Source organism: Peptostreptococcus porci (assembly GCF_009695815.1).
Taxonomy (GTDB): Bacteria; Bacillota; Clostridia; order Peptostreptococcales; family Peptostreptococcaceae; genus Peptostreptococcus; species Peptostreptococcus porci.
Window position 1 is genome coordinate 117,935 of record NZ_VUNE01000003.1, and the last position, 21,589, is coordinate 139,523.

22 protein-coding genes are annotated in these 21,589 nt (G+C 33.0%); 3 read left to right on the top strand and 19 right to left on the bottom strand.

Features of this window, described 5'->3' with window-relative positions; all coding sequences use genetic code 11:
* Positions 1–14: 14 nt before the first annotated feature.
* The 16 genes from FYJ71_RS06260 to FYJ71_RS06330 form a co-directional block, all read right to left on the bottom strand.
* Positions 15–1,358: an RNA-binding domain-containing protein gene (locus tag FYJ71_RS06260; RefSeq protein ID WP_154537949.1), complete on the bottom strand. Its 1,344-nt coding sequence runs from the start codon at positions 1,356–1,358 to the stop codon at positions 15–17.
* Positions 1,359–1,502: 144 nt separating this feature from the next.
* On the bottom strand, positions 1,503–1,925 hold the full coding sequence (locus FYJ71_RS06265; protein ID WP_154537950.1) for a sigma factor-like helix-turn-helix DNA-binding protein: 423 nt from the start codon (positions 1,923–1,925) through the stop codon (positions 1,503–1,505).
* Positions 1,926–2,193: 268 nt separating this feature from the next.
* Positions 2,194–2,778: an MptD family putative ECF transporter S component gene (locus FYJ71_RS06270; protein WP_154537951.1), complete on the bottom strand. Its 585-nt coding sequence runs from the start codon at positions 2,776–2,778 to the stop codon at positions 2,194–2,196.
* Between the two features lie 10 nt (positions 2,779–2,788).
* Entirely contained in the window at positions 2,789–3,493 is a 705-nt protein-coding gene (locus FYJ71_RS06275; RefSeq protein WP_154537952.1) for an energy-coupling factor transporter transmembrane component T, read from the bottom strand.
* Entirely contained in the window at positions 3,483–5,000 is a 1,518-nt protein-coding gene (locus FYJ71_RS06280; RefSeq protein WP_154537953.1) for an ABC transporter ATP-binding protein, read from the bottom strand. Before FYJ71_RS06280 ends, FYJ71_RS06275 begins: the two co-directional genes overlap by 11 nt.
* A 2-nt stretch (positions 5,001–5,002) precedes the next feature.
* Positions 5,003–6,712 carry an ABC transporter ATP-binding protein gene (locus tag FYJ71_RS06285; RefSeq protein ID WP_154537954.1) on the bottom strand — a complete coding sequence of 570 codons (1,710 nt, stop codon included), beginning with the start codon at positions 6,710–6,712 and terminating at the stop codon, positions 5,003–5,005.
* A complete protein-coding gene (locus FYJ71_RS06290; RefSeq protein WP_154537955.1) occupies positions 6,705–8,444 on the bottom strand; it encodes an ABC transporter ATP-binding protein in 1,740 nt (579 codons plus the stop codon). Before FYJ71_RS06290 ends, FYJ71_RS06285 begins: the two co-directional genes overlap by 8 nt.
* A 103-nt stretch (positions 8,445–8,547) precedes the next feature.
* The gene (locus FYJ71_RS06295) at positions 8,548–9,120 is read right to left on the bottom strand and encodes a TetR/AcrR family transcriptional regulator (RefSeq protein WP_154537956.1); all 573 of its coding nucleotides are present in this window, start codon (positions 9,118–9,120) and stop codon (positions 8,548–8,550) included.
* A gap of 111 nt (positions 9,121–9,231) precedes the next feature.
* Positions 9,232–10,689 (bottom strand): relaxase/mobilization nuclease domain-containing protein, encoded by a 1,458-nt coding sequence (locus FYJ71_RS06300; RefSeq protein ID WP_154537957.1) that lies wholly within the window; start codon positions 10,687–10,689, stop codon positions 9,232–9,234.
* Complete coding sequence (gene mobC / locus FYJ71_RS06305) at positions 10,689–11,069, bottom strand: plasmid mobilization relaxosome protein MobC (RefSeq protein ID WP_102905361.1); 381 nt, start codon at positions 11,067–11,069, stop codon at positions 10,689–10,691. The genes FYJ71_RS06300 and mobC overlap by 1 nt, the downstream gene beginning before the upstream one ends.
* 299 nt (positions 11,070–11,368) lie before the next feature.
* Positions 11,369–12,379 (bottom strand): virulence-associated E family protein, encoded by a 1,011-nt coding sequence (locus FYJ71_RS06310; protein ID WP_235899091.1) that lies wholly within the window; start codon positions 12,377–12,379, stop codon positions 11,369–11,371.
* Between the two features lie 87 nt (positions 12,380–12,466).
* Positions 12,467–12,760 carry a hypothetical protein gene (locus tag FYJ71_RS10005; RefSeq protein ID WP_235899092.1) on the bottom strand — a complete coding sequence of 98 codons (294 nt, stop codon included), beginning with the start codon at positions 12,758–12,760 and terminating at the stop codon, positions 12,467–12,469.
* A complete protein-coding gene (locus tag FYJ71_RS06315) occupies positions 12,753–13,679 on the bottom strand; it encodes a hypothetical protein (protein ID WP_331468045.1) in 927 nt (308 codons plus the stop codon). Before FYJ71_RS06315 ends, FYJ71_RS10005 begins: the two co-directional genes overlap by 8 nt.
* A gap of 109 nt (positions 13,680–13,788) precedes the next feature.
* On the bottom strand, positions 13,789–14,238 hold the full coding sequence (locus FYJ71_RS06320) for a plasmid mobilization protein (RefSeq protein ID WP_321055972.1): 450 nt from the start codon (positions 14,236–14,238) through the stop codon (positions 13,789–13,791).
* Positions 14,210–15,313, bottom strand: a complete 1,104-nt coding sequence (locus FYJ71_RS06325; protein ID WP_154537959.1) for a site-specific integrase — start codon at positions 15,311–15,313, stop codon at positions 14,210–14,212. Before FYJ71_RS06325 ends, FYJ71_RS06320 begins: the two co-directional genes overlap by 29 nt.
* Positions 15,313–15,498, bottom strand: a complete 186-nt coding sequence (locus tag FYJ71_RS06330) for a transcriptional regulator (RefSeq protein ID WP_009529244.1) — start codon at positions 15,496–15,498, stop codon at positions 15,313–15,315. Before FYJ71_RS06330 ends, FYJ71_RS06325 begins: the two co-directional genes overlap by 1 nt.
* A 168-nt stretch (positions 15,499–15,666) precedes the next feature.
* Between FYJ71_RS06330 and FYJ71_RS06335 the strand changes: the two genes are divergently transcribed.
* Positions 15,667–16,212 carry a helix-turn-helix domain-containing protein gene (locus tag FYJ71_RS06335; RefSeq protein ID WP_328597751.1) on the top strand — a complete coding sequence of 182 codons (546 nt, stop codon included), beginning with the start codon at positions 15,667–15,669 and terminating at the stop codon, positions 16,210–16,212.
* A gap of 135 nt (positions 16,213–16,347) precedes the next feature.
* On the opposite strand, the gene FYJ71_RS06340 is transcribed toward FYJ71_RS06335, so the two are convergent.
* Together FYJ71_RS06340 and guaA are read right to left on the bottom strand one after the other, a co-directional pair.
* Positions 16,348–17,163 carry a hypothetical protein gene (locus FYJ71_RS06340; RefSeq protein WP_154537961.1) on the bottom strand — a complete coding sequence of 272 codons (816 nt, stop codon included), beginning with the start codon at positions 17,161–17,163 and terminating at the stop codon, positions 16,348–16,350.
* A gap of 280 nt (positions 17,164–17,443) precedes the next feature.
* Positions 17,444–18,979, bottom strand: a complete 1,536-nt coding sequence (gene guaA / locus FYJ71_RS06345) for a glutamine-hydrolyzing GMP synthase (protein ID WP_154537962.1) — start codon at positions 18,977–18,979, stop codon at positions 17,444–17,446.
* Positions 18,980–19,207: 228 nt separating this feature from the next.
* Between guaA and FYJ71_RS06350 the strand changes: the two genes are divergently transcribed.
* Positions 19,208–19,513 (top strand): ArsR/SmtB family transcription factor, encoded by a 306-nt coding sequence (locus FYJ71_RS06350; RefSeq protein ID WP_154537963.1) that lies wholly within the window; start codon positions 19,208–19,210, stop codon positions 19,511–19,513.
* Positions 19,514–19,613: 100 nt separating this feature from the next.
* Entirely contained in the window at positions 19,614–20,582 is a 969-nt protein-coding gene (locus FYJ71_RS06355) for an NADH:flavin oxidoreductase (RefSeq protein WP_154537964.1), read from the top strand.
* 255 nt (positions 20,583–20,837) lie between these two features.
* On the opposite strand, the gene FYJ71_RS06360 is transcribed toward FYJ71_RS06355, so the two are convergent.
* Positions 20,838–21,581 (bottom strand): amino acid ABC transporter ATP-binding protein, encoded by a 744-nt coding sequence (locus FYJ71_RS06360; RefSeq protein ID WP_331468047.1) that lies wholly within the window; start codon positions 21,579–21,581, stop codon positions 20,838–20,840.
* Positions 21,582–21,589 lie beyond the last annotated feature (8 nt).

The window sequence follows — 21,589 nt, forward strand, 5'->3', positions numbered from 1 at the left end:
CTGAAATCACATTCTCACCTAACCACAATCCAATTTCCATCACGCTTTGAGCCAATTCTTTCTATCATCTTCTTTTCTTGCAAAGATTTAAATGTTCTTTCGATGGTTCTCTTCGTTACTCCTACCTTTTCTGCCAACTCAGTTGATGTTATGCTCGGATTTTCTACCAAAAGCTCTATAACTTTTTTTTCTGTTTTATTCAAACCGACATTCAAACCAACATTCAAACCGACATTCAAACCGACATTTTTATTGTCTATTTGGTCAATTACTTCTTTTTCAAAAGGAATAGTGCACCTAATATAATTGCTTTGAATTTCAAAAACTTCTTTTCCGTATTTTTCTACAATTGTTGGAATACCATGTCCTGTGTGCTCGGTCAGTCCCATATTTAAAAAGATTCTCATCAATGTGGCATTTCTAGGTTTACTTATTCCATCAAAAAATTCCTCTTTTGTCATTCCACTAGGAAGACCACCATGAGAAAGGATCTCCAGTCTGTCATGAAACATTGAAATCTGAGGTTCTGTAATTGTCCAGTCGTTGTGAACTAAAGCATTAAGAATTGCCTCATTAACACAGTCAAAATCAAATAAATAAGTATCTTTTCTTGGTCTAACCGTCGTATCAGAAATACAAATATTCTCTGCTTGCAACCTGTTTTTTATTTTCCCATAAGTCGTTAAAATACAGCCATAACCGTAATCACTTCGTTCAGAGATTGATGCCTTATTTTTCCCTTTAAATTTTGCAAAAATAAATGGAATATTATTTCTATCCGATAATAATTCTGCCAATAAATTATATTCTCCCGCTTCATTTTTTAAATTTAAATTTATTTCAAAAGATTTATCTTCTAAATGGTATCCTTTTTCAGAATAATATATCTTAAGCTCTCTAAATGATAAATTCGATGAATTTGCTCTCTTCTTAAGCATATATTCATTATCAATAAACTTTTTCTCATATCTAATTTTGATCTGGTCAGAGGTCATCTCTTTGCATGTTGTACCTATTCTTATGGTACATCCGGCAGAAGAAAATCCATATTTTTTTTGACAATAAATATGATTTCGGCCTTTATTTATATAAATTGCGATGATTGTTTTGCCTTCATCAAATTTAAGCTCTGAGTTAATTTCATCTTGAGGATTCGGTTCAATTTGACTCGTTATGATATCGGATATTTTTCTAAGAACTTCATCAATTTTGCTCACACCAATTATAGTTCCATTATCTTTTACACCGATAAGAATTGTTCCACCACTACTATTTAGGAAAGATACTATTTCTTTTGCAATTGTATCTGTATATTTTTCTTTTAACTCTAATGTCTCTGATTCAATAAATTTGTTCATTGCAATCCTCCTTCAATGTAATATATTATATCATATTTTAGACATTTACGAAATATAAACCGACATTTTATTGTCGCATTCGTATTTAATTTCTCATAAAGAAAGGGTAAGCACATTTTCTGATACTTAACCTCTCAGTGTTTTTTAGAATTTATCTTCTAAAATCTTTCTTAGCTTTTCTAAAATTCTATCCCTCCTTTTCCCGATTGCCTGATGCGTGACTTTCTCTTTTTCTCCAATAGACCTAAGACTTTCTTCTTTGTAGAATATGGCTTCCATTAGCTCTCTTTCTTCTTTTGTCAGTGTAGCTAATGCCTTGTTTAATTCTTCAATTTGCATTTTTACTTCTACAATTTTTTCTAAGTCTATTCTTTCATCTATGATGTTATCTACAAAGTGCCCATCATAATCTAATGCTGAAAATGGAATAACACCATATTTCCAATCCTTTCTCTGAAGATATTTTTCATGCTCTGTTATCTTCCAATAGGCTTTGTAAACTTCTTCACTTACAAGTACGGCTTTCCCTCTAACATAAATGAAATATTCTCTTTTATCTTTATCCATTGTATATTCCTCCTTTTTATGCTCTCTGTTTTCGCTTTTTGAGAATAAAAAAGGAGGACTTCTACACTTTGGCGAAAAAAGTCCTCTTTGCTTAAAAACTACTGATTTATTATATTGACCATTTGGATGTTTATTATAATGAAATATTGCTATACAAAAGCAACGCCAATTATAAAAAAGGATAACTATATCGTTTTATAAAAATATAAACTATAAATTTTGACATTATTACCCCTCCATTACCTTTCCCTCTCCAGCAACTTTATTATTAAATCACTCCTGCCTTTTCAAAATGTTTTTTAAGTATCCTTGTTGCAACAAATGCTCCTATGCAAGCAAGAACAAAAGTTATCAAACCAAATCCTACTGCCCACGACACTTTGAAGTAAGATAATGCTTCATTTATTTGTGCTTCACTCATTTTCCATTTTGATGCCCTTTCCACAAAAGAAGCTGTTCCGAATAAAATCACAGGAATTACTGTCCCTAAAAAATCTGCTAATGCAAATGTCCCATATCCAATAATCATTCGTCCCTTGCTCTCATAATTTCCTATAATCAAATCACATATAATTCCACCGATTACAGCAAATACTGCATGAGGCAAATGTCCTCCTGACAATGCAATTAAACCAAGAAGCGTTCCTGATATTGTAAATACGCCCTTCTTTTTAACTTTCACAGCCATAAGAATATAAACGGTAGCAGCCACCATAAAGCTAACTCCTGAAGCAATAAATCCTCCTATAACTGTTGTTGCCATAGCAAATGCTATTGCCATGTATATGACAATTCCAATTGCGTTAAAAATTCCGATTGTAATAAAATCACGACCATTTAATTTGTTTTTCATAAAAGTCCTCCTAATAAATTTTCTGTATTACTATCACAAGAGCAATCATCAAAGCTCCTAATAGTACAATAATTAAGTCTGTTTTTCTAAACCGCAATTCTGTTAATGTTACCCTCTTCTCGTCACTATCAAGTCCTCTAATGAGTGCCGAAGCTGACAGTTCATCTGAAATCTTAATCATTCTCATTAAAAGCGGAACAAGCGTATATTCCATATATTTAATTGGATATAGCAACGGGAAAAATCTGCTTGTTACGATTCCTCGAAGCTTCATATTCTCTTTTAATGCCTTGAGTTCTATTTTTATAGTTGGTACAAACCTAAGCAAAACACTAAAAGGTATACCAATGCTTCTTGGTACTTTCATTCTATTTAATGCTTCAAGCATTTCACTTACACTTGTAGTCTTTGTTATATATCCACCAAACATAGCAATTAAGGTCATTCTTGATGCAAAGTAAATAAACATATATATTGCAAATACGATGTTTGCTTCACAAAACTTTCCAAGCCCTAACTCTATGCAGTATAAAAGCACAAAAAACAAAATAAAGCGTAATGCTCTTTTCCACATACTGCTGAATACATACAGAAAAAAGGCAAAGACAATCAGTCCGAAAAGTAGAATCGTATCGCTTATAAAAAAACTGGTAAATCCAACAATTGGAAGTAGAGTAAGTTTTATTCTCGGATCGACTGTTTTTCTATCTATCAAACTCTCTACCTCCTCTCATCTTGTCTAATATGAGAAATTTATTACTTTCACTCATATTCAAAACTTTTTCTATTTTTCCATCTTCCATTACCCAGAGCTTGCTCACTGTGTTTGCTAAAAACTCAAAATCATGACTTATCACCAAAACTGTTGTCCCATTTTTTAATTGTTCTTCAATCAATTTTGCCACTGAAAGCATTGAGTCTTTATCACAACCTGATGTTGGTTCATCATAGATAAAAACTTTTGCCCGTTTCATCATGCCACAAGCTATTGTCAGTCTTTGTTTTTCTCCTCTTGATAAAGCAAACGGATGTTTATCAATGTATTTATATAAGCCAAGTACATTCAAAATAGACTTTGCCTTTTGGGTATTTTCTTTTTTATCTTTATTTGAAATACCAAGTAACATTTCATCAAGTACACTTTCCGAAAATAACTGATAGTCTGAATCTTGAAATACAAAATATGACATATCCATTAAATCTTTATGATTAAGCGACTTATCTTTTCCCGCCCATATTGTTCCCTCTTTTATCTTCTCAAGTCCTGAAATTACCCTTGCAAAGGTAGTTTTCCCAGTACCATTTAACCCAATAAGACCAATGGCTTTTCCGCACTCCATATTGAAATCAAGATGATTTAAGATGTACTCGTTTTGCTTATTTTCAACCTTAGTTGCACTTGGGTAACAAAATTTCAAGCCTTTCCCAATGATACTTTCATCATTTAATTGATATAAATCTTTCTTCTCACTTATCCTGTATTCTTCTAATTCAAGAGTTCTTAGTCCATTATCAGCCCAAAACGCCCCTTCAAGATGGATAACTTCTTCCCGACTCAAGTCCTGTACAATTTCTCCATCTTTCACCAAAAGAAAACGGTCAAATAAAGATTTTACATAGTACAAACGATGTTCTATTAGAACAACAGTTGTTCCTTTTTTCTTTAATTTTTCCAAAATTAAAAATAGGTCAAATGTTGCTTTCATATCCAAATTGGCTGAAGGCTCATCTAAAATTAAAACTTTCGGATTCATCGCATAGATACTTGCAATAGCTATCTTTTGTTTCTGCCCGCTTGATAATTCAAAAACAGATTTTCCTTTCAGTTCCTCAATATCCAACTCCACATATACTTCTTCTACTCTCTGTTTGATTTCATCTCTTGATTTGCAGATAGTTTGAAGCCCAAAAGCTATTTCTTCATCTGTCGTTGTCGTGAAAAACTGACTTCTTGGATCTTGAAATACAGTCCCTACAATATGCCCTACTTCATGAAGTAATAATTTTCTTATATCTTTTCCGGACGCAAAGGCTTCTCCTTGCATTTTGCCTTTGTAATAATGTGGAATAAGACCATTCATTACACTTCCAAGAGTGCTTTTACCACTTCCACTTTTCCCTGAAATTAAAACAAATTCACCTTTTTTAATTTCAAGATTGATATTTTTTAAAGCAGTTCGCCCATCTTCCCATTCATAAGAAACATCTTTTAACAAAATCATGGTTACACCTCATACTGAGCTTTCCATAATTTTGTGTAGTAACCATCTTTCTCAAGAAGTTCCCCATGCTTTCCTTTTTCAAGTAAATTTCCTTTTTGAAATACGAGAATTTGGTCTGCTTTTTGAATTGTTTTTAAATGATGCGCTACTACAAGTACAGTTCTATTCTTTGCAAGTTCTGTGATAGCATCCTGTATTAAAGATTCATTTACCGGATCAACATTGCTTGTCATTTCATCAAGAATTAAAATTGGTGCATCCTTTAAAAAGGCTCTTGCAATAGATATTCTTTGTCTTTGACCCCCTGACAAGATTCCACCATTTTCTCCAATATCGGTTTCATAAGTATTTGGCAAGCTCATAATAAAATCATGTATTCTGGCTTTCTTTGTAGCTTCAATAATTTCTTCTTTTGTTGCACCTTTTTTGCCAACTCTAATATTTTCTTCAATCGTATTATCAAACAGTTGAACATTCTGCATGACAATACTGATACGATCCAAAAGCTCATCATAAGGAATATCTCTTATATCAATTCCACCCAGTGTAATTTTCCCTTTATGCACATCATAAAATCTTAAAAGCAAATTGGTTATAGTAGTCTTTCCACTACCTGATTCTCCAACTAAGGCTGTCATTGTTTTTTCAGCAATAGAAAAGCTCAATTTTTCCATTTTAAATTCATCTTTTTCATAGGAAAAATCAATATTTTCAAAAGCTATATCATTATGTTCAGGAACAATACCATCCACCTTATCAGGGATTACATCTGCGTATAGAATTTTTGAAAGTCTTTCGTAACTATCCATTGCCGAAACATAGTACATATAGTGTTGTTCCATTGAAGCAAAAGGCTTATAAAATTCTTTTGAAATTACTGCAAAGATAATAAAATGAAGTACATTAAGATTACCTCTTAACACAAATATCGTTCCTAAAGCTAAAAGAATCAAATAACCTATATCAAGCAAAAATCCAAATATGGATAATTGTTTTGCCTTAAATCTTGAAGCTGTTTTGCTTGTTTCTCCAAACTTTTTTGTTTTATTCATAAGCTCATTATCCAAGCTCTTATTGTTTGAAAAACTCTTTAGTACAGGTATTCCTCTAACATATTCAACAAATAAGCTAACCATATCAAGAAGTGCTGAGTTGTTTTGATTTTCAATTCTTTCAGATTGCTTAATTGTTAGATATAGAAAGATAAGTGCAATCGGAACAGATACAGCCATAATAATAGAAAGTTTGAAATCAATACTTGCAAGACCAACAAATACGACTGCACCTATCAAAAAATCACCAAACATTCTCGACCACATGTGTCCTACAACAAGGGACATATTATCAACATCTTTGTGTAAAATTGTATTGATCTCTCCCAGTCTTTCATTGGTATAAAATCCCAAACTGAATTTCTTTAATTTGATAATCATGCGTTCTCTTATTTGCTGAACAATATCAAAACCTGCACTATGCTTTTTCATATCTGCGACCATATTACAAATACCTTTGAAGACTACAAGTAATCCAATCGCAATAAAATATTTATATAGGCTTGCTAAGCTCGTTCCATCAAAGATTTGGAACAGTATAGAAAATACGATAACAATCATGGCTATGGAGCTTAGTCCATAAAGAGCAAAGAATATACTTGATATAATCAAATCTCTCTTGCCGGTTTTTGTAAGTAGTTTTAACATTTCTCTAAACATTTTCTGTTACCACCTCTTTCAAATTCCATCTATCTACCTTGTTCTGTGCTTCAACCATATCCTTATAGAACTCACATCTTTTCATCAGCTCTTCATGGCTTCCTGCATCAAGAACAACACCCTTATCCATAACAATAATTTGGTCTGAATCTCTAATCGTATTTAGATGATGAGCAATTGTAATGATGGTTTTATCCATGCTTAAATCGTCAATTGCTTCGCCGATTAGTCTTTCATTTTCACTATCAACAGCTGCCATTGCTTCATCTAATATCAAAATCGGTGCATTTTTAAGTATCATTCTTGCTATGGAGATTCTTTGTTTTTCTCCACCGGATAACTTAACTCCCATTTCACCTACTCGTGTTTCATATCCATTTGGCAATGCTGAAATAAAGTCATGACATCTCGCTTTTTTAGCAGCTTCTATGACTTCTTCTTTTGTCGCATTAAGTTTCCCGATTGCAATATTGTCAAAAATACTTAAATCGAAAAGGATGACCTCCTGTTGCACACTTCCAATAAGATTTGAAATATTTTCCTGACTGTAATCCTTTATATCTTTCCCATTTATTTCTATTCGTCCGCTGTCAGCATCCCAAAATCCCATAAGCAAATTAGATACAGTACTTTTCCCACAACCACTTGCTCCTACAAAGGCATTCAAGCTATTTTTCTTAAAAGTCAAATTGATATCTTTAAGCTCAAAACCATCTTTTCCGTATGCAAAATTCACATCTTTAAATTCTATGTTTCCAAATTCTAAACCTTGTTCTGTCTTTTTGTTTGGAAGTGGAACTGTTAAAACTTTTCCAATCGCCTTTAATGCCTCCCTAAACACAATAGAAAAATGTTGCAATGTAGCTGTCTTACTTATAGATGCAGTAAAAGCAGATGATAAAATTATTGCAAGAATAAAATTAGGTGTTGTAATATTTCTATAGTAAAGAAATATGCTTCCTAAAATCATGACAATAACTACTCCAATTTCCATAAATATGTCAATGAGTCCCATTGGAATTGTAATTGCTCCCATGCTCTTTTTAACCCAGTAAATATATTCCCTTGCCGTTTTTAATGTTCTTTCACTAATCTCCTCTTCTTTAGCAAAAGCCTTAATCACAGAAATGTTTTTTACATATTCCATCAACTCTTCTCTCATCTTATTTTCATGATTAAAGTAAATCGAAAAGTTTTTATCCATTGTTTTCTGTGAAAGAACTTTTACCAAATACATGAGTGGAACTCCGGCAATCATTCCAAGAGCAAGACGCCAATCCACAAAAATCATAGCTACAAAAATAATGGTAGGTAGAAGTGTAACTGACATTATTTCAGGAAGACCATGGGCAAGGTATACTTCCACTTGCTCCACATCATGTTGAACAATGTTGGTAAGCTCTCCTGTATTATGTTCTTTGAAAAATCCTAAACTTAGTTTTTTTAGATGCCCGATAATATCTACCCTAAGTTCTGTCAATTTTTCGTATGCTTTCTCATGAGCAACCTTTGTTGCAAAATAGTAAAACACGCCTTTTAATACAAACGATATAAAGATTCCCAAGAATATATACTTAAAATTACCTTCGTTAATATTGTTTGTGATTAAAGAACTAATTAAATATATAAGTAATATTTGTGGTATCAAATCAAATACTATTTTTAAAGCAAGAAGTGAATTGGATAAACCATTTTTCCCAATCACTTTTTTCCTTAATTCTTTTTCTGGCATGAACAACTCTCCTTTCAAAATTGAATAATATTGAATTTTAATTCAGTATTAAAGTTTAAAGTAAGACTTTGCTGATTAAGCAAAGTCTATTTTTTAGTGCTGATTATAGGGATTCCACTCCCTTGTAATAACACCTTGCAATAAGTTTTAACATATCTTTCGCCCACTTTTCACTTTGATAGTGCCTTGCTATTTCAAGAAGCCCCTCTGTAAAGTTACTGGCTAAAATATGGGCAAGCATTTGATCATATTCCTGTTTCGATTGTCTTTTTAGACTCACTTCAATATGAACCTGCATTTGCGATATGAGTTTTTGTTTTGCTTCTGTATGCTTTGTACCTGAGCTTTTATCCATTAAAATAATTAACTTCTTACGCTCTTTTAAAAGTTCATGAATATAATTTTCTCCAACTTCATCAAACCTTTCAGAAGCAGAACCTTTTTCCAAAGATTCCTCCTCATTAAAAGCTGACTCAAAATTTATATAAACAGAACTCACTACTGCATCAAACAAAACTTCCTTATTTTTGAAATAGGTATAAATTAGTGCCACAGGTATATCTGCTTCTTTTGCAATTTCTGTTAATTTGGCACCTCTATAATCCTTTTTATAAAATACTTTTTCTGCTGCTTCGAGTATTCTATTTCTAACTTCTTCTTTTAATACTTGTGCCATAGCACACCTCTTTCTATTCCAATACTGAATTTATATTTAATAATAAATTAAAATTCAATATTTGTCAAGATTCTTTATTTTCAAGAAAACATAGTCTACCGCAATATAAATTCATCTTTCTACTTCTTTCATCTTTTCTTTTTTCTCTTTAGAAATTTTTTTATCTTGTTCCTTATGTCTACTAATTTTTTCTATAACTGACTCTTTTTTCTCCCTCTTATCTCTACCAAGATACTCATTCATATTAACTTTCAGATGTTCCAACTCCTCATATTTTACTGATAACGCATTATATTTCTTTGCAATTTCCTCTTGTTTAGCCTGCAACTCTTTTGAATGCTCATTTAATTTTCTAAAAAGATTTTTACCTGATTTTGTCTTCAACTCTCCCAATACCATATGTCTCAAATGTGGAAATTGCTTAAGAAAAATATCTATTTCTTCATATGACTTTTGATAGTCTTCTACATCTTTTCGATTCATCATCATATAAATTTTGTCATTCGGATTTTTACGATAACCTTCGTAATGTTCTCTTTTACTGATACAGATTTGAATATGCTTTACTACTTCCTTTATCCTCTTTTGCTCCCATGAAATTTTATCAAATTCTTGCCTTAATCCGTTCTTTTCAACAGAAATTCGGGCAAGAGCTTTTTCCAGTTCTTTCATTGAGTCAAATCCCTTTTCATGAATTGCAATCATAGTACTGGCAGCCGTCTTCATATTATGCTTTGTCGCCCAATGCTCATATCCTTTGCTTAACTTTGCTTTATGGTTGTTCTTAATGTCTATGATATTGCCAAGTTCTCTGTCTTTGTTAAGTATTCGTTCCTTAATTCTTTCTTCGGTATAGTTAGCTCCTATGGTCTTTGCCCTAGTAAATCTTTGCTGATTTTTACTTCTGAAAGCTATGTGTTTTCCTTGTTTAATTTCATAACCACAGCTTTCCATTTTAGATAGAAAGTCCTGCCAATTGATTGACTGCTTTATAGTCCTATCAATATCAAATTGAAGCCTCGATTTATAGCTACTTCCTTTTTTATCTTCATTCCAGTCGTACCAATTCACAAATTTTCTTCGCCTAATCTCGTTGATTTCTTTTTGTGCTTCTTGGTCGATGACAGATAAATTATGCTCCTTACATAGCTTGTCGCTTTGATTTCTGATATTCATATATGAGCCATAGTAAGAATGATAAATCTTACCCTCATCCACATCTATGGAATTAAAAATTATGTGATTGTGTATATGGTCTTTGTCGATATGTGTCGCTAAAATATACTCATATTTCCCGCCTAAAATCTTTTCACAAAGTTCAATTCCTACTTGATGTGCTTCTTCAAAACTCACTTCTTCCGGAACAAATGATTGAATTAAATGATGAGCTAAAGTTTTGGTTCTTGAGTTAAACTGCTTTTTAGTAAGCTCAAATTCTTTATGGGCATTTTCCCTACTGCAAAGGTGTGTTGTAACATAGATTTCATCATCGGTTTTATCTCCGTTACAAATATAGTCTATCGCCTTTTTCAGTGTTGTTTTAATCGGATGTATTTTAGTAACAGCCATTATCCGATTACCTCATTGATGATATAGTCGGAAACTTTTTCTCTAAATTCTGATAGGAAAAGCAGTTCCCCTTGCAAAGCTTTCTTGATATTTTCAATATCATCTTTGTAAATAACTCCTGTGCTGTTTATCGCCTTTGCAATCTGATTCAGGTTCGCTGAGTTACGACTGACAAGAGAAGATAATTCCCTCAATTTTTTTCTAAACTCACCGGATATATCTATGCTGATAATTCTATTCTTGAAAATACTGTCTCTATAAAACTCCCTTTTGCTTTTAAAATTGGTCAATGCAAATCTTCGGTTAAGCTCATTCATATCTTCTTCATTCACCATAAAGTGAACGGTACAGTTGTTTTTACGATTAACGATCTTTGACATTTATCATCACTCCTTTCTTACTCGGGGTCTTAGGGTCTCCCTAAACTCTTTAAGCTGAATTACCAGCTTACAAGCCTACTTTTTAGGACTGTGGTCAAAAAGTATATGCTTGCTATCTCACTGAAAATAATACTTTTACTAATAATCTCTTATAACTATCACAGAAAAACAATGTGGTTTTGTCTTTAGCATTGCTTCTCAATATTTCCTCTGCTTTTTATGAAAGTTTGAAAGTTGTCGCTACCTCACTACCTGCCTTATAGGTAGCAAAGTAGCGGTAGCGGACTTTTTCAAAACTATTAGAATGGTATGTCCGAAGAATCAACCTCTATAAAATCAACATTTTCATTTTTCTTATAAAATTTCTTACTTACCCTGACGACACCGTCAATCCTGACCTTCTTACTTTTAACAGACGGCTCTAATGTCCACTCACTTGCCATTTCGTTTGCCATAAGTTCCGAAAATACTTTTTCATTGGTTTCAGGATACTTACTTGTAAACTCGGCAGAGCATAACAAGTTCGGCGTATCTGATTTTGTAATTTTCCATTCCATGAAGTCAAAGAAGTTTTGTATATGCCTGTTATCGCTCTTGTGTGTTTGAATAACATAGTCTAAATCAGTTCGTAACTCTTTCGGCAAATAGAAATCGTGAAGTTTGTTTTCATAAAGATAGACAGCTTCTGCAACGGCTCCTTCAAAGTCCAGTTTTATGATTTCCTCATGTTCTTTTCTTGTGATAGTTTCCAATATCGGATATTTTTCGGGATCATACATTAACGGAATTTGTATGTTCTCAGCATTAACCTTTACAGGTAAATATCTTCGTTCTCCGGAAAAATCCCCTAAAAATGTTGCATCATTTGTAGTCGCAATCAATATGCAGGTTCGTTTTACATCTGTTGAAAACCGTTCATATGGAAGTCTTACTGTGCTTGTCCTTGCCGATATAAACAGCTTCGCTTCATCGGCACTTTTTGCATTTCTAAGAGCAACAAATTCTTCAAGTTCTACTACAACTTTCCCGACAAGATTACTGACTGCATCCTTACCTTTGATATTGTTTAAGGAACAGTACCATTCAGGAAGTAATGCAAGTTTTTCTATGAAAGAAGTCTTGCCTACACCTTGAATTCCCGTGAGAACCATCAGCTCATCAAACTTACAACCGGGATTAAAAACTCTCTTTACCATACCAACTAAAACATGCTTCATAATCCAAGCATTTAATGCTGTATCTTCTGCTCCAAGATATTTAGGCAAAAGATTTTTAATATGGTTTTCCCCGTCATAACTTAATGATTTCATATACATAGCCGACAAATTAACCGTTCTTTTATGTGCGACAAAGGTAATGGCATCTTCCATTCTGTTTTTAGCATATTTGATTCCGAATTATCTTTCGATTTCAACTCCAAGAACATTAGTCATATGGTCATTCCATTTTCTTATCTCCAATTCAGAATGATTTTCTCCTTTTAGCTTCCCAAAAAACTGAATCGTCCTGCTGCATGAATCGAAGAATATATTCCCTGATATAATGGATTGTTCTTTGCAAAAAGAGGGATTAACTAACACAGTAATTAGGTTGGTTGCTGTACTTTTGACTTGTCCTTTGTCTGTGATTTCAAGCTCACGATTCAAATAATCGTTAAGCTCCACATCATCAAATTTAAGCCAATTATTCAAGAGCATGACCTCCTTTATTTTTTTGATAGTTGTATTCCCAATACTGCCCCCAGCCTTTCTTTACCGCTTTGTTGATACTCTCATCTAAATATCTAAGATATCCTTCTTCGGTTCTTCTTTTGCTTCTATCATCAATTCTGTTAAGAGCCGATTGTAAAAAAATTTCTCTCATCATTTCCGCATTTCCATGAGTAAAGCTGTTTAGAAAAAGAAGCAACGAAAAGTCATCTTTACTGGCATCTCCGCTGGTGTATGAGCCTTCAAACAATGCTCTTGCCCTTGCGTTATACCTGCACATCGTTTCTATAACCTTATCCGTTTCCGGAACACTGTTTGACCTCTGATAAGTCAAAATCTTTTTTCTAATGCTGTCTTTAGGTGCAAACAACCTATAATATTTATCAAGTTCGCCTTGCTTTGAAATAATTTTCCGTACACTTGAGTTCTCAAATTTATGAATATCGCCTGTCATCGCAATACACCTGTTTACTTGATACATCTCCACTTTTTCAATTTGGTTGTTAAAGTTCTTTTCAATTTGCCCTTTAACAAAAATGTGTACACCATTTCCCGACTGTGATATTTCTTTATAGGTATCAATAAAGTCCATCTGAAACATCTTGAGTATGTTCCCCTCAACATTATCCAAGTCGATACAGACAAACGGATCATCTCTGCTTAACACAAAAGACAATCCGTCACAACCACTACTTTCTAAATTATTAACTGCTGTTTCAAAATCTGCCCATTGCTCTTTATTATTCCAGTCATCAGATTTTAAGGTAATCGGACTTACAGGAAGCTTTAGTATTTTTTCTTTCCCTTTCAAATCCTGTTTTCTGATTCTCTTAAACCATAGCCACTGCTTGTATTTCCTTAATTCAGCTGGAATATTTCGTAAGTAATTTTCCTTGTTCATCATCATAACCTCCAATCTTTATATTGCTGATGGAAGTACAACCTGATAAAATAATCTTGTCAGGGATGAAATACCAAGCTGTACTTTCATCTTGCCTTTAGTCATTTGGCTAAATGCTTTTTTCTTGTATTGCCGCTTCTATTATTTCAGTAATCATTTTCAATTCATGCCTATAACCCGCATCCAATTCTCCGTACTGCTTCACTCGTTTAAGTTCCGATAGAATTTCCTTTAGCTCATTTTTACAATTATCTATAACATTTCTTGTTGCGAATACTTTTATAGGAGCATTAAGGATGGCATTGGTCATATAATCCTGTCTGCTGAGTCCGGACATTGTAATCTTTTTGAAAATAAGCTCCCTATCTTTTCGATTTGTTCTGAATGCTATGGTTACATCCTTTTTTCTGTTACCAACAAATCGCTTACCTTTGTCTCGTTCCTTTTGCTTTCTTTCCTCCTCTAACGCTTGCCATTCTTCTTTACTCAGCAAGTTTTGAGACTTTTTCTTTTTACAATTTACAGCTTCATCATAGCTTGGAAATTTTGGTGCTTTCACTGTACTCTCCCTCCTTATCCAACTTATCCGCCATGTCCATCTGTTTATTCGGGAACATATGACTGTAATCCATCAACACCTTTATGCTCTCATGTCCTGTTCGTGCTGCAATGTCAACAGGTGTAAAACCCATTTCTATGAGCAGCGATATATGGCTGTGTCTCAGTGCATGAAGCTTGATTTTCTTAACTTTCGACTTTTTAATTCCTCGCTCCATTTCCTTATTGAAATAGGTTTTGCATTTTGGAAAGATTTGTTCATCTTCCGAAAAATATTCAATCTTCAAGAAATAGTCTTTAAGTTCTCTGATTAAAAAATCCGGAAGCATAATTGTTCTTTTGCTTTTCGGTGTTTTCGGATCGGTAATAACTTCTTCTCCGTTAATTCTCTGTGCTGATTTACTGATTCGCATCGCCTTTTTATCAAAGTCAAAATCAGCTTTTGTTAATGCTCTAAGTTCACCCAACCGAATACCTGTCCAATAAAGAATTTCAAAAGCATAAAATGAAATATCCTTGCCCTTAATAGCTTCTATAAATTTTAAGTACTCCTCTTTCGTCCAAAACTCCACTTCCTCATCACTTTTTTGCTTTCCTATACGCCCTGTTACCTTGCAAGGATTTTGCCTTAACCCGTAATACTTAACTGCATGGTTAAACATACAACTTAGCTGTGCGTGAATGGATTTAAGATAGGTCGGCTTATAGGCTTCTCCTTCTGCATTTTCAATGTTTAAGAGTACGTTATGCCACTTCTTTACTACAACAGGTTTAATCTCACTCATTTTCATACCGCTGAAAAACGGTAAAATCTTTGTTCTTATCATATGTTCTTTTGTCATCCATGTATTAAGTCGAATGGTTCCTATAACATCAGCCTTATAAAGTTCAAAGTAATCTTCAAAGAGCATATTGAGAGAACCCGACATCTTTACCGTAAAATTCCTCTCGTAAGTAATTGCTTCTTTCTTGGTTTCAAACCCTCTTTTCAGCTTCTTTCTGCTCTGTCCGTCCCAATCCTTATAATAGAATGAAGTGAACCATTTTCCGCTTTTTTCGTCCTTATATGCAGGCATTATTCTCCCTCCTTCGCCTTGTAGATTTGTTCCATAAAATATTTCTTATTGATTCTTCCCCTAAGGACAAGAAAGCCGTGTTCAGCAAGCTGCTTATTCATATCTCGGATGATTTTATAAGCTTGCTGCTGCGATATATTTAATAAATCGGCAACTTCATTAGAAGTAAGAAATAATTTCTCCATCGTACTTTCCTCCTTTCTTTTTAGAAACATATTTGTTTCTGTTTCTATTTTAGATTATAAGTAGCTTTTTTGTTTCTGTCAATACTTTTTTCTAAATTTTATTTTTCTATTGTGTTTTTTCTTATTTTCGATTATATTATTAAGAGAAACAAATTTGCTCCTAAGGAGGTGTTTAAATTGAGTTTGGGTAAATTGATAAAGAAATTCCGTGAACTAAGGAGAATTACTCAAAAGGCATTAGGAGACAGAATCCATTTAGATGATGTAAGAATAAGACAATACGAACTTGATATTCGTACTCCTAAAGACGATGTCTTGGAAAATATTTCCGCTGCACTGCATGTAAACAAAGAGTATTTGAAAGAACCTGATTATCCATATACGGAACATGATTTAATGCGATTTTTATTTAAGCTAGATGACAGTATTGAAGTAAATATACGACCTGTTATCCTAAATGATGAAGATCCCGAATACACTACCACAGGTATATATTTCGGCAGTGAAGCTATATTAAGAATTCGTAATATGCTTGAACAGTGGCAGGAAATGAAAGAGAAATATGAAAATAACGAAATTACTAAAGAAGCCTTACAGGATTGGAAGGCAAACTATCCTAACAGCCTGAAAAAAGATTATGTTCCCTTTGAAGAAAGTAATGTGAAGTTCTATAGAAAAGGCATAACCGCTAAGATTCCACCGGATATAAAATAAGCATAGAAAAAGCACATAGCTGAAAGATTTTTAGATCTTAAAGTTATGTGCTTTTTTATGTTGTTTGATGCTTTAGACAAGCTGGGATTGTCGTTCTGAAATCACATAATTTTTACGATAATTCATTAAAACAGATTATGAAGATATATCTTCTATTGCACAGCAAATGATTGAAGCAAGTTGGTTTATAGCATTTTCACTCATATTAACATTAGCATTTATATTAGCGGGATGCGCTATCTTATTTCGCAAAGCAGTAAATTGCTCTTCTTTCTCATTAGGTTTTGCACCTAGGCGGGTACATAAAGATAGACTCAAATTTATTCCAACCCTAGAACAGTTATCTGAAATATATTTTACTACTTGTTTTTGACTTTCTCTTTGGCTAGAATATATTTCCTTTACTAAGCACATCAGATAAGCATACATCGCCATATACTTTTGAACGATATTACCTCCCTGAAGTAATAAAAACAAAATATCATACTTATCATTTTTTATAGTGTAATCTGAAATTTTAACATCTTCTATCCATTGTCTCAAAATTTCATTTCCGTTATCAAACTTAGAACAACAAACTAAGGAATCAGTAATTCGAATATAGTCATTTAATCTAACTTCATTTTCTAATAAATGCAACTCTAAAATACGAATAGTGGGTTTAAGCAAAACACTTGAATACTTCAAACTATTTTTTATAAGAGCAATCATAATATTGCCAAGATACAACGAAAGGTAATTAACTATTTCCAAAACATTATTTTCTGAAATCTCAAGTGAATCATGCAAATAAAAGATAGCCTTACTGATATCTGACGATACTTGTATTTTGCTTATATACTTATCATTGTTAATTATACATTCCGCATCTTTATCAAATACAAAAGAATTCTGACGGTCGTCTTTCTTAACTCCTAAAATTTCAAAAACAACATATTTACTATTTTCCATTTTCCTCCTCACAATTACAAATTCTTATTTATCAACCACTATTTTCACAAAAGCCTCCCACCATAACGATGGAAGGCTTTCTATAAACTTTTACCTACCTTATTGCCCTTCGGTCAATAAGTATCGCTCGTGAAACTCGCTCAATTCAACAACTCCCTTTTGAACCTATTATTTCAACTTTTTAGTATCAAAATAGTATCACTCAAGAGTTTTTTGTTTTTACAAACCGCAAAAACTCGCTGTTTTCAACGCTTTCATAACAGTAACATATTTGTTTCTGTTATTCCCACTCAATCGTACCAGGTGGTTTACTTGTTATATCATACACAACCCTATTCACGCCTTCGCATTCATTAATAATCCTATTACTAATCCTTTCCAGCACATCATAAGGTATCTTATACCAATCTGAAGTCATTCCATCACTAGAAGCCACTGCTCTCAATCCCACAAGATAAGCATATGTTCTTTCATCTCCCATAACGCCTACAGTCTTAACATCTGGAAGCGTTGCAAATGCCTGCCAAATCTTCTTATACAGACCAGCTTTTCTCAATTCGTCCATATAAACAGCATCAGCCTCTCTCAATATATCACATTTTTCTTTTGTAACTTCTCCAATTACTCTAATTCCAAGTCCTGGACCTGGGAATGGATGTCTGAAAATAAGATTTTCTTCTATACCTAATTCCAACCCTATTTTTCTAACTTCATCTTTGAAAAGCTCTCTTAACGGTTCTATTATCTCTTGGAAATCAACATCTTCAGGTAATCCTCCAACATTGTGGTGAGATTTAATAGTCGCTGAGTCGCCTAAACCACTTTCAACTATATCAGGATAAATTGTTCCTTGTACCAAGAAATCCATTTTTCCTAGTTTATGTGATTCTTCTTCAAACACTCTGATAAATTCTTCGCCGATAATTTTTCTCTTGGCTTCAGGTTCTGTCACACCTTTTAATTTACCTAGAAATCTATCTTCTGCATTTACTCTTATCAAGTTCATGCTAAACTTTTCTCTAAATATTCTTTCTACATCGTTTCCTTCATTTTTTCTAAGTAGACCATGATCGACAAATATACATGTAAGGTTGTCACCAATCGCTCTATGCATCAACACAGCTGCAACAGATGAGTCGACCCCACCACTTAGTGCACAAAGAGCTTTTTTGTCTCCAACGATGCTCTTTATCTCTGCTATTTTATCATCAATAAACGAGCTTGTAGTCCAATCTCCACTGACCTCACAAATATCATAAAGGAAGTTTTTCAATATTTTATCTCCGTCAATTGAATGTTCAACCTCTGGATGGAACTGTACACCATATAATTTCTTTTCTACATTTTGCATCGCTGCAATAGGGCAATTAGAAGTAGTTGCAATTATATCAAATCCTTCTGGTGCCGATGATATATAATCAGTATGACTCATCCAAACTTGATTAGAATCTACATCTTTAAATATAGGCGATTTTCCATATTCGATAATAGTTTTACCATATTCACGTGTCTGATTATCACCTTTTTCAACTTTTCCGCCAAGAAGATGTGCCATCAACTGGTCCCCATAGCATATACCTAAAATAGGCACGCCTAACTCAAATATTTCGTTTGAAATCTTTGGTGAATCTTCCAAATAAGCGCTATTAGGCCCACCCGTAAAAATTATTCCCTTTGGATTTTTCGCTTTGATTTTTTCTAAATCTACAGTATACGGTAGAATTTCACAATATACATTGTTTTCTCTTACTCTTCTTGCAATTAGCTGGTTATACTGACCACCAAAGTCAATAACAAGAACTATTTCGTGCTTCATATATATCTCCTCTCAAATTGAAAATTTCATTCATCATTATAATTCGGTAACTAATATTATATCATAAATCATTTATATAATCACGTATTTTAATTGCAATATAGTATTATTTGTACGCTTTTTTATACCTATCATTAAAACCCTTTTTCTTTGATTCAAATTTTACAAAATAATTATTTTGTGATTAATCATTGACATATCGAGATATCTCGATATATAATTTTGAGTATGAAAAATATAGTAGAAATTTTAAAAGCCTTGTCAAATGAGTCTAGATTACAGATTTTACTTTGGCTAAAAAATCCAAAAAAATACTTTTCACACTGTACTGATGTTGACATGATTGAAATTGGTGTATGCGTTGGTGAAATACAGAGACTTTTAGGATTCACCCAATCCACAACATCTCAGTATCTTTCTATTTTGCAAAAGAGTGACTTAGTTATCGCTACTAGAGTAGGAAAGTGGACATACTACAAAAGAAACGAAGAAACAATTAAAAAACTTGGAGAATTTATAGGAAAGGAGTTATAGACAGTAATTTGATTTATTATTAGACAGTAATTTAATTTATTAATTTATTATTAAACTTAATTTTGATTAATTATTCTTTAAAGAAAGGAATCTATGTATTATGAATTTTTTTGATAACACTACAATAGGAAGAATTTACGTCAAAAACCATTTCGTAAGATCTGCAACTTACGAGGGTAAGGCTACCATTGATGGCAGGCCAACTGATGATATCACCAAATTATATATTGATTTGACAAAAGGAAATGTTGGAACAATCATAACTAGCTATGCTTATATTGCAAATTATGAGCAACCCGCTGAATATCAACTGGGAATATATTGCGACGACATGATTGAAGATTACAAAAAATTGACCGACGAAGTCCATAATTCTGGCGGAAAAATTGTCATGCAAATTGTCCATGGTTCGTCTATCAGTCAGGGATATCCAGAAAAAGCGGTAATACTAGGACCGTCTGAAATAACACACCCTAGATCGAATTTAACTCCAAGGGAAATGACAAAAGACGATATTGAAAATGTTATTGGCTTATTTGCTTCTGCTGCGGCTCGTGTAAAAAAAGCTGGTTTTGATGGTGTACAAATTCATTCAGCTCATGGATATTTATTGTCACAGTTTATCTCACCAATTTTCAACCATAGAACTGATGAATATGGTGGTTCTGTAGAAAACAGGTTTAGAATTTTGGAAGAAGTCTATACTGCTATAAGAGATAAAGTAGGGTACGATTATCCAATTTGGATAAAAATTAATTCTACAGATGACGTTGAAAGAGGATTAACTGTGGATGAGTTTTTGTTTATGTGTAAAAAATTATCTGATTTGGGAATTGATGCAATAGAAGTCAGCGGGAATAAATTCCTAAAATACAAAGAAACTGATGATGCTTACTATAGAGAAGCAGCAGGAAAACTAATATCTTTGGTAGATACTGATGTAATTCTAACAGGAGGCGTTAGGACTTTGGAGCAAATCGAAAGGCTACACAATAATCACAACATAAAGTTTTTTGGATTCTCCAGACCTCTTTTAAAGGATGTAAATTATATAAATAAACTGAAATAACTCTTATCAATAATAACTATAACCAAAAAAATCATCAAAAATAACTATAAATTGAAAGTAAAACAGTGTAGCAAATTTGCTACACTGTTTTTGATAAGGAGATTTCTACCTAGGTATGAAAAGTTTTGAAAGTAACAACTAACAAACTTCTCAATTACTAGATTATGTATAATTTAAACAAATCATTCCAAAGTTTTAGATTGATTTGAATAATTAACTACTTTATTTCCTATTTTCATTTTTATACTTAAAATCTTAAATTAATATCTTTGCGAAGAAATCTTTTGCTCTTTCGCTCTTTGGATTATTGAATACTTCATCAGGTGAACCATCCTCAACAATTTTTCCTCCATCAACGAAAATAACTCTATCAGCAACTTCCTTTGCAAATCCCATTTCGTGAGTCACTATCGCCATTGTCATTCCTTCATCTGCAAGCTCTTTTATTACATCGAGAACTTCCTTGACCATTTCTGGATCTAATGCTGAAGTGGGTTCATCGAATAGCATCATATCTGGCTCCATTGCCAAAGCTCTTGCAATAGCAATACGCTGCTGTTGTCCACCAGATAACTGATTCGGGAATGAATCCTTTTTTTCTATAAGCCCCACTCTTGTAAGCAATTCTTCTGCCTTTTTCTCAGCTTCTGCCTTGCTTATTCCTTTTACTTTCATAGGTGCAAGAGTGATGTTCTCTATTATAGATTTATTTGGAAATAGATTAAAATTCTGAAAAACCATACCGATATTTTCTCTGATTTTATCTATATTCTTTTTATTTTCCATTATACTCTGACCTTCGAACACTATATCTCCAGATGTAGGTTGTTCCAACAAATTCATGCATCTCAAGACAGTGCTTTTTCCTGATCCTGATGGGCCGATTATTACAACGATATTACCTTTATCAATTTCTAAATCAATGCCTTTTATTACCTCAAGATTTCCAAATGATTTATGTAAATCCTTTATTTCTAACAAAACTTCTTTTTCTTTCATTTTATACA

Coding starts and splice junctions, on each gene's coding strand:
- FYJ71_RS06280 (WP_154537953.1), bottom strand. CDS start 5,000: ATGATTTTGTTAAAAGATGTTTCTTATGAATGGGAAGATGGGCGAACT.
- FYJ71_RS06270 (WP_154537951.1), bottom strand. CDS start 2,778: ATGAAAAACAAATTAAATGGTCGTGATTTTATTACAATCGGAATTTTT.
- FYJ71_RS06285 (WP_154537954.1), bottom strand. CDS start 6,712: ATGTTTAGAGAAATGTTAAAACTACTTACAAAAACCGGCAAGAGAGAT.
- FYJ71_RS06300 (WP_154537957.1), bottom strand. CDS start 10,689: ATGGCTGTTACTAAAATACATCCGATTAAAACAACACTGAAAAAGGCG.
- FYJ71_RS06310 (WP_235899091.1), bottom strand. CDS start 12,379: ATGAAATCATTAAGTTATGACGGGGAAAACCATATTAAAAATCTTTTG.
- FYJ71_RS06295 (WP_154537956.1), bottom strand. CDS start 9,120: ATGGCACAAGTATTAAAAGAAGAAGTTAGAAATAGAATACTCGAAGCA.
- mobC (WP_102905361.1), bottom strand. CDS start 11,069: ATGTCAAAGATCGTTAATCGTAAAAACAACTGTACCGTTCACTTTATG.
- FYJ71_RS06325 (WP_154537959.1), bottom strand. CDS start 15,313: ATGCCTGCATATAAGGACGAAAAAAGCGGAAAATGGTTCACTTCATTC.
- FYJ71_RS06315 (WP_331468045.1), bottom strand. CDS start 13,679: ATGAACAAGGAAAATTACTTACGAAATATTCCAGCTGAATTAAGGAAA.
- FYJ71_RS06290 (WP_154537955.1), bottom strand. CDS start 8,444: ATGCCAGAAAAAGAATTAAGGAAAAAAGTGATTGGGAAAAATGGTTTA.
- FYJ71_RS06350 (WP_154537963.1), top strand. CDS start 19,208: ATGAAAAATATAGTAGAAATTTTAAAAGCCTTGTCAAATGAGTCTAGA.
- FYJ71_RS06330 (WP_009529244.1), bottom strand. CDS start 15,498: ATGGAGAAATTATTTCTTACTTCTAATGAAGTTGCCGATTTATTAAAT.
- FYJ71_RS06360 (WP_331468047.1), bottom strand. CDS start 21,581: ATGAAAGAAAAAGAAGTTTTGTTAGAAATAAAGGATTTACATAAATCA.
- FYJ71_RS06355 (WP_154537964.1), top strand. CDS start 19,614: ATGAATTTTTTTGATAACACTACAATAGGAAGAATTTACGTCAAAAAC.
- guaA (WP_154537962.1), bottom strand. CDS start 18,979: ATGAAGCACGAAATAGTTCTTGTTATTGACTTTGGTGGTCAGTATAAC.
- FYJ71_RS06260 (WP_154537949.1), bottom strand. CDS start 1,358: ATGAACAAATTTATTGAATCAGAGACATTAGAGTTAAAAGAAAAATAT.
- FYJ71_RS06340 (WP_154537961.1), bottom strand. CDS start 17,163: ATGGAAAATAGTAAATATGTTGTTTTTGAAATTTTAGGAGTTAAGAAA.
- FYJ71_RS06265 (WP_154537950.1), bottom strand. CDS start 1,925: ATGGATAAAGATAAAAGAGAATATTTCATTTATGTTAGAGGGAAAGCC.